This is a genomic window from Buttiauxella sp. S19-1 (assembly GCF_022134725.1).
GTDB classification, from domain to species: Bacteria; Pseudomonadota; Gammaproteobacteria; order Enterobacterales; family Enterobacteriaceae; genus Buttiauxella; species Buttiauxella ferragutiae.
Window position 1 is genome coordinate 1 of the sequence record NZ_JAHWLU010000157.1, and the last position, 8548, is coordinate 8548.

Here is an 8548-nt window from a genome sequence, read left to right on the forward strand (position 1 = left end):
GTAGATGAGTTTGAGGCGTACAGAAAGCTCCCCTAACGGGCCATCCCCTTCCAGCAACGGTTCAACGGCATATTTCACCGCATAGTCGTCTTTACGGAAGACCTGAATCACCAGGATATTAACCGCTTCGGTGAGAAGCTCGACAGCAGCAATCAGCAGGCTGCGTACGGTTTTGCCGGCATTAAGACGCTCAAGCACACGGTTTTCAAAGGCCTGGGTTTCTTCCATCTTTGCCTACATCACTAAAAGTATTATTGGGTGCAGCGTCTACTGCACCCGCTTTGCATCACTATTTGCCGTTATAAGCATTCACCGCTTCAGCAACAACATCGCTGTTAGCATCAAGGCCAGAGATTTCAGCCAGCGCTGCTTGTGGGCCTTTTTCTGCCAGTAACTGTTCCAGTTCCTGCGCTTGTGGATCTTGCTCGCTGCGATAATGCATCGCCGCGGCAATACCTTTAACCAGGAATTGGTGCGGTAAACCGTATTCGATAGTGCCCAATAACGGTTTAATCAGTCGGTCGCCCGCGCTTAATTTACGCAGTGGCTGGCGGCCAACGCGTTCCACATCATCTTTCAGATACGGGTTTTCGAAACGACCGAGGATTTTCTGGATATAGGCCGCATGCTTGTCTGCATCAAAGCCATAACGCTTGATCAGCACCGCACCACTTTCATCCATTGCGCCTTTCACCACCGCACGGATTTTCTCATCGAGAATCGCATCGCGAATGGTCTGGAGACCCGCAAGCTGACCAAGGTACGCGGTTATAGCATGGCCGGTATTCAGCGTGAAGAGTTTACGCTCAACAAACGCCATCAGATTATCAGTAAGTTCCATGCCAGGAATGTTTGGCAGGTCACCTTTGAACTGAGTTTTATCAACAATCCATTCGCTGAATGTTTCAACTGTGACTTCAAGCGGATCGTTAGTGGCAGATTCAGAAGGAGGCACGATGCGGTCAACCGCGGAATCCACGAAGCCAACATGCTGCTCAACCCAGGCTTGATCATCCTCAGAAAGCGCCTTCATCACATGCGCTTTAAGCTGGCTGGTGCCACGCACCATATTCTCGCAAGCGATAATGTTCAGTGGTTTTTCATTACCATTGGTGCGACGCAGAACCAGCCCTTTTGCCACTGCTGGCGCGATACGTTCCAGCACGACTGGTCCAACAGCCGTGGTGACCAGGTCAACTTCTGCAATCAGCGTGACGACCTCGTCACCGATGCTGCTGACGGCATTCACATTAGAAACGGTATCGATTTGCTTTTGCTCGCCCACCACGTGAACCTGGTAGCTATGGCGCGCGTTCAGCGCATCAAGAACGGTTTGGTTGACGTCCGCAAAGGTCAGTTGGATACCGGCATCTGCCAGCAGTTTGCCGATAAAGCCACGTCCGATATTACCTGCGCCAAAATGTAATGCTTTCATGTCGTTCACCTTCTTAAATTTGAATCACCCGAGAGGGTTCGGGTGAGGAGGTATGCGGTGCTGACCACCCTCACCCTAACCCTCTCCCTGAGGGAGAGGGGACTAGATCGGTATTCACCCTCTCCTGAGGGAGAGGGAACTAGATCGGTATTCACCCTCTCCTGGGGGAGAGGGCCGGGGTGAGGGCGACCGGAGCCACCCACACCACCACTGCTACTTCTTACCTGCCAGCAGGTCGAGCACTTCCTGAACACTGGTGGTGTTCGCCAGGCGCTCAATCACTGACTCATCATCCAGCGCGTTGGTCAGGCTGGTGATAACCTGGATGTGTTCGTTATTGCGAGCGGCAATACCGATAACCAGGCGGGCAATATCATCAGGTTCTTCACCGAAGTGAACACCATGCGGATACTGGCAGAACACAACGCCAGTTTTCAGGACGCGGTCTTTCGCTTCAACCGTACCGTGCGGAACGGCAATGCCTTCGCCCAGATAAGTTGGGGTCAGTTTTTCACGTTCAAACATCGCATCAACATATTCAGGCTGTACGTAACCGCCGTTCACCAGTTGCTCACCGGCAAAGCGAATCGCTTCTTCTTTGGTTGTCGCAGTCAGGCCAAGGAACACGTTACCGGCACCAAGGCGGAACAACCCTTCTTCGCTTGGCACAAAGCTGTCTTCCAGGCTGCTCATCACCTTAACTTCTTTCTCGCTCAGGTTATGAGAGGCCACCAGACGCTCGGTCAGGTTGGAGTACAGGCTGCTGTCGAGGAAGTTAGTCAGGGAAATATGCTGTGCCTGTGGAACCTGGCGCATCGCACGTTCGGTCAGGTCACGGTGCGTAATCACCAGGTCAACGTCATCCGGCAAACTGTTGATTGCACAGTTAGTTACAGAGATATTTTTCAGGCCCGCATCGCTGACTTTCTTACGCAGCACACCCGCACCCATCGCACTTGAACCCATGCCTGCATCGCACGCTACGATGATTTTACGTACGTGGCTGAGGTCGTTAGACAGACCAGCACCGACCGCCAGTGGCGTAGCGCCACCTTTGGATTCAGCTTTCATCTCTTCCACACGGCGAGCCGCTGCTTCGATGTCGTCTTCTTCTTTAACCTTGCTTGTTTTCAGCAAGATGGCAGAAACCACGAAGGACACGGCGGTTGCCGCAACGATTGCCGCGATGTTAGCGAAGTAAGCACCTTTTGGCGTCATCGCCAGAATCGCGAGTATTGAACCCGGAGATGCCGGAGAAACCAGGCCGCCGTTCAGAATAGTCAGCGTAAACACGCCAGTCATACCGCCGAGAATAACGGCGAGGATCAGACGTGGGTTCATCAGCACATATGGGAAGTAAATTTCGTGGATACCGCCCAGGAAGTGGATGATTGCCGCGCCGCCCGCAGACTGCTTAGCATTACCGCGACCGAAGAACATGTACGCCATCAGCACGCCCATACCAGGGCCAGGGTTTGCTTCAATCAGGAAGAAGATTGATTTGCCCAGCTCGTGGGACTGCTGAATACCCAGCGGCGAGAAGATACCGTGGTTGATTGCGTTGTTCAGGAACAGGATTTTCGCAGGTTCTACGAAGATAGACGCCAGCGGCAGCATGTCATGGACAACCATGAAGTTAACGCCCGCCGCCAGAATTTTGGACAGGACTTCAACCGCAGGGCCGATACCCATGAACGCCAGAATCGCCAGAATCATACCGATGATGCCAGCGGAGAAGTTGTTCACCAGCATTTCAAAGCCGGATTTGATCTTGCCATCAACCCATGCGTCAAAATGTTTAATTGCCCAACCACCCAGAGGACCGGCAATCATTGCACCGAGGAACATCGGCATATCCGCACCGACGATAACACCCATAGTGGTTATCGCACCGACCACACCACCACGGTCGCCACCGATTAAGCGACCACCGGTAAAACCGATGAGCAACGGCAGCAGGTAAGTAATCATCGGGCCAACCAGTTTCGCCAGTGTCTCGCTTGGCAACCAACCAGTTGGAATAAATAACGCCGTGATAATACCCCAGGCGATAAATGCGCCGATGTTTGGCATTACCATGTTACTCAGGAAACGACCAAAGCTTTGCACTCTGATCTTGATATCGGATGACATACGCACACCCCTTATTGTGTTCACGTGCTGAAAAAGCAGCCCGAGGTTTATTGTTAATGTGGTGGCAAGCAGTGCTGCCAGATGCTCTAAGTGAGGCGAATCTGGCACTGAATCGTTAAGCTGTCCAGTACACGGGATTTTATGTGATATAGATCACTCATCACTGGGTGTAACGAAGCATGATCAGGAGATCTTGATCACATAATTGATGTGTAAAAAAAACACAGCAGCTATTTTTTGCGCTGAATTGACCCGTATGTGTGATTAAAATCACATTTCTCGATTATCACTTTGTTATTTATATGTGACATTAGTCACAAAATATCTTCATCGAAATTTTCCTACTGCTCTCCAGGGCAGTCATCGCGAAAGCGTTCATTTCATTTTGTTATAAAATTACAGCGCAGCGGCAGGCGACTCTTCACTACTTTTTCATGCATCCTGATCCATACTTACCGTTTGTCGATTAAAAATGGACGATGTAATGAAACTTATCGGTAATTACACCAGCCCGTATGTGCGCAAAATATCGGTGATACTGCTGGAAAAAGGCATCACTTTTGAATTCGTAAACGACAACCCGTGGACATCCGAAAGCACCACGCCCCATTACAATCCGCTGGGCAAAGTGCCTGCGCTGGTCACCGACGAGGGCGAATACTGGTTCGACTCCCCGGTGATTGCGGAATACCTCGAGCTGTTGAATATTGCCCCAACTCTTATCCCGCGTGAGCCTCAAGCTGCATTACAAATGCGCCAAATGGAGGCCCTTGCCGATGGCATCATGGATGCCGCTCTGGTTTCAGTACGCGAACGCCAGCGCCCAATCGAACAGCAATCTGAAGTCGAACTGCTGCGCCAACGGGAAAAAATTAGCCGTGGCCTGACGCTGCTCGAACAATACGCCGCGGATAAAAAACTGAATGCCGAAAACCTGTGTGTGGCAACCATTGCGGTGGCATGTGCAGTGGGATATCTCAATTTCCGCCGCGTTTCCCCAGGCTGGTGTGTAGAGCGGCCACATCTGGTGAAACTGGTCGAGAAACTTTTCGAACGGGAAAGTTTTGCCAGGACAGAACCGCCAACAGCATGATCTCCCGCCATGACAGGGGGCCAACTCCCCCTGTAAACTAATGCGAAATTTCACCACTCTGCGGCTTGTTATGACTACCCATCGCACCTTGTACAGCCAACTTCCTGCCATCGACAAACTGTTACGTGATGCCTCATTTTGCGAGGTGCTGCGCAATTTTGGCCACTCTCAAGTGGTTAATACCTTACGCACGATGCTGGAAACCGCGCGCGAGCATATCCGCACTCAGGAACAACTGCCTGACTGGAATGACGATTGGGCAGCACAAGTGCAGGCACGTCTTGAATCGGGCCTGCGCAGCGCATTGCAGCCAGTGTTTAACCTGACGGGCACGGTACTGCATACCAATCTTGGCCGTGCATTGCAGTCTGAAGCGGCAATTGAAGCTGTGACACAAGTGATGCGCACTCCCGTCACGCTGGAATATGACTTAGACGGCGCGGAACGTGGGCATCGCGATAAAGCGCTGGCATCCCTGCTTTGCGAGCTGACCGGTGCGGAAGATGCCTGCATCGTCAATAACAACGCGGCGGCGGTGCTGTTGATGCTGGCGGCCTGCGCCAGTGGCGAAGAAGTCGTGGTATCTCGTGGTGAACTGGTGGAAATCGGTGGGGCATTCCGTATCCCGGATGTGATGCGCCAGGCAGGCTGCCAGCTGGTCGAAGTCGGCACCACCAACCGCACACATTTGAAAGACTACCGTCAGGCCGCCAGTGAAAACACCGCGTTACTGATGAAAGTCCACACCAGTAACTACCAAATTGCGGGCTTTACTAAAGCAGTCGACGAAGCCGAGCTTGTCGAGCTAGGCAACGAGCTGAACATTCCTGTTGTGACTGACCTCGGTAGCGGTTCACTGGTTGATCTCAGCCAGTGGGGTTTGCCGGAAGAACCGATGCCGCAACAGCTAATTGCCGCAGGCGTAAGCCTGGTGAGTTTCTCCGGCGACAAACTGCTTGGTGGTCCTCAAGCGGGCATTATCGTTGGCAAAAAAGAGCTGATTGCCCGCATTCAGCAACATCCTCTCAAACGCGCGTTGCGCGCCGATAAAATGACACTTGCGGCACTGGAAGCCACATTACGTCTGTATCAACATCCAGAAACGCTGGTTGAAAGATTGCCGACGTTACGCCTGTTAACGCGTGATGCCAGTGAAATCACAGACCTTGCACAGCGTCTGTTGCCTGCTTTTGAGGGTAAATATGGCGAGCAGTTTACTGTTTGCGTCGAGCCTTGCTTATCGCAAATTGGCAGCGGATCGCTACCGGTTGACCGCTTACCCAGCTCAGCGCTGACTTTCACACCAAAAGATGGCCGCGGCACCACGCTAAACACGCTGGTAGAGAACCTGCGCGATTCATCCACACCGATTATTGGCCGCATCAACGATGGGCGTTTATGGCTGGATTTACGCTGTCTGGAAGATGAAGCTGGTTTCATGGAGAGCCTGAACCGATGATTATTGCCACCGCCGGTCACGTTGACCACGGCAAAACCACCCTGCTGCAAGCCATAACTGGCGTGAATGCTGACCGTCTGCCAGAGGAAAAAAAACGCGGCATGACTATCGACCTCGGTTACGCCTACTGGCCGCAACCCGATGGCCGCATTCCTGGTTTTATTGATGTGCCAGGACATGAAAAATTCCTCGCCAATATGCTGGCGGGCGTGGGTGGCATCGATCACGCGCTGTTAGTGGTGGCATGCGATGATGGAGTGATGGCGCAAACACGCGAGCATCTGGCCATCCTGCAATTAACCGGGAAACCGTCGCTCACTGTCGCCTTAACCAAAGCCGACCGCGTGAGTGAATCGCGTATTGATGAAGTGCGCGAAGCCGTACTAGCAACACTCAGTGAATTTGGCTGGCAAGATGCCACTTTATTTGTCACCGCCGCCACCAGTGGTAGCGGAATTGACGAACTACGTGCGCACCTCCTTTCATTGCCCGAACGTGCACATCCGCGTCAGCACCGCTTCCGCCTCGCCATTGACCGCGCTTTTACCGTGAAAGGTTCTGGCCTGGTAGTGACCGGTACGGCGTTAAGTGGCGAAGTGAAGGTGGGCGATTCATTGTGGCTAACAGGTGCCGATAAACCGATGCGCGTGCGCGGGCTGCATGCGCAAAACAGCAAAACTGACACCGCCTGTGCCGGGCAGCGTATCGCGCTCAATATCAGCGGCGATGCGGAAAAGCTCGATATCAAACGCGGCGACTGGTTACTGGCTGAAAAACCCCTGCAACCGGTAGAGCGGGTGATTGTTCAGTTGCAAAGCCACGCCCCACTACAACAATGGCAACCGCTGCATATTCACCACGCTGCCAGCCACGTCACCGGGCGTATATCGCTACTGGAAGATGACCTTGCCGAACTGGTTTTAGATGTCCCGCTGTGGCTTGCCGAAAACGACCGTCTGGTACTGCGTGATATTAGTGCTCGGGTTACGCTTGCAGGTGCGCGCGCAATACTGCTGCATGCACCACGCCGTGGTAAACGTCAGCCCGCATTTTTGGCGTGGTTACAGCAACTTAAACATGCGGAAACTGACCGCCAGACGCTCGATATTCATTTGCAGCGCAGCGCCGTCACGCTAACTGACTTCGCCTGGGCACGGCAACTGACGACCCAGGGATTGCAGGAATTACTGACCCATCCCGATTTTTTGCGCGCGGGTAACAGCTTGCTCAGCGATGAAATGGCCGCCCGCTGGAAACAAAAACTGCTCGACACTCTCGAACGTTATCATCAACAGCATGATGACCAACCCGGCCCTGGTCGCGAACGCCTGCGCCGCATGGCACTACCGAGTGAAGATGAACCATTGGTTCTGGCGCTGATAGAAAAAATGCGTCAGGAAGGATTGTTGGCTAGCCGCCAGGGCTGGCTGCACCTGCCCGATCACAAACCGGGTTTTTCTGCAGAACAACTGGCAGTGTGGCAAAAAGTTGATGCGTTATTTGGTGATGAGCCATGGTGGGTACGCGATTTAGCGCGGGAAACTCAGCAAGACGAACAAGCAATGCGCCAGCTATTGCGCTTTGCCGCCCAACTTGGGCTGGTCACGGCGATCATAAAAGATCGTTATTATCGTAACGATCGGATTCAGGTTTTCGCCAATTTGATCCGCGAACTGGATCAAACGCAAGGTGCCACCAGCGCGGCAGATTTCCGCGACAGCCTGGGCGTGGGCCGCAAACTTGCGGTGCAAATTCTCGAATATTTCGACCGCATTGGTTTTACCCGCCGCCGTGGAAACGACCATTTACTGCGCGATAAGGCGTTGTTTATGTTTGAGAAATAACGACATAACCCGGTTAACGCATCACTAATGTGAATAAATCAACGATTAGTGATGCGTTAAATAATCTCCTGATTCTCTGCCACGCTTTTATCCGCTTCCGGATCTTTTATTATCTGGCGCCTATCATGGTCAGTGCATGAGCCATCTCTCCGGTTGTGTGCGTTTAATTCACGCCACTGATTCCTTTCTCCTGCACATACATAAAACATATTAACCAACTGATATATAAATCATATATTTTTAATACCACCGATTTTCCTTCCATAAATTAGTACCCCGTCACAGTTCCGTACCGGTACACGATTATGCTTCCGCAGACATCATGCCGGGTTCCCCGGCAACGTTTTTTTGCCTCAGGGAGAGAGCCGTGTCGTTAAAAGGACTGCGTTTTACACTGGAAGTGGAAGGACTGGAGCCGGACACCTTTGCGGTGGTGAGCTTTCGCCTGCTGCAGCACAACTCCGCTGCATTTGTCCTCGATGCTGACGTCGCCAGTAAGTCTTTCCGCCAGACGGCTGACCCGTTGCTGGAGAAAAACGTCACCCTGACGCTCTGGCAGGGGCAGAAAGTCCTGCGCCATGTCA

5 protein-coding genes and 2 pseudogenes are annotated in these 8548 nt (G+C 52.6%); 4 read left to right on the forward strand and 3 right to left on the reverse strand.

Annotated elements, in window-relative coordinates; genetic code table 11:
- The 3 genes and pseudogenes from mtlR to MES37_RS22200 all read right to left on the reverse strand — a co-directional run.
- Positions 1 to 234 (reverse strand): annotated as a pseudogene (mtlR, locus tag MES37_RS22190) (mannitol operon repressor MtlR); the annotation flags it as partial.
- Between the two features lie 55 nt (positions 235 to 289).
- Positions 290 to 1435 (reverse strand): mannitol-1-phosphate 5-dehydrogenase, encoded by a 1146-nt coding sequence (gene mtlD, locus MES37_RS22195; RefSeq protein WP_064542498.1) that lies wholly within the window; start codon positions 1433 to 1435, stop codon positions 290 to 292.
- Between the two features lie 213 nt (positions 1436 to 1648).
- Positions 1649 to 3568, reverse strand: a complete 1920-nt coding sequence (locus tag MES37_RS22200; protein ID WP_064542495.1) for a PTS mannitol transporter subunit IICBA — start codon at positions 3566 to 3568, stop codon at positions 1649 to 1651.
- Positions 3569 to 4052: 484 nt separating this feature from the next.
- On the opposite strand from MES37_RS22200, the gene MES37_RS22205 reads away from it, so the two are divergent.
- The 4 genes and pseudogenes from MES37_RS22205 to MES37_RS22220 form a co-directional block, all read left to right on the forward strand.
- Positions 4053 to 4661 carry a glutathione S-transferase gene (locus MES37_RS22205; protein WP_064542492.1) on the forward strand — a complete coding sequence of 203 codons (609 nt, stop codon included), beginning with the start codon at positions 4053 to 4055 and terminating at the stop codon, positions 4659 to 4661.
- Positions 4662 to 4731: 70 nt separating this feature from the next.
- A complete protein-coding gene (gene selA, locus MES37_RS22210; RefSeq protein WP_133522139.1) occupies positions 4732 to 6120 on the forward strand; it encodes an L-seryl-tRNA(Sec) selenium transferase in 1389 nt (462 codons plus the stop codon).
- Positions 6117 to 7964 (forward strand): selenocysteine-specific translation elongation factor, encoded by a 1848-nt coding sequence (selB, locus tag MES37_RS22215; RefSeq protein WP_237932661.1) that lies wholly within the window; start codon positions 6117 to 6119, stop codon positions 7962 to 7964. Before selA ends, selB begins: the two co-directional genes overlap by 4 nt.
- Before the next feature lie 367 nt (positions 7965 to 8331).
- Positions 8332 to 8548, forward strand: a pseudogene (locus MES37_RS22220) (type VI secretion system tip protein VgrG); the annotation flags it as partial.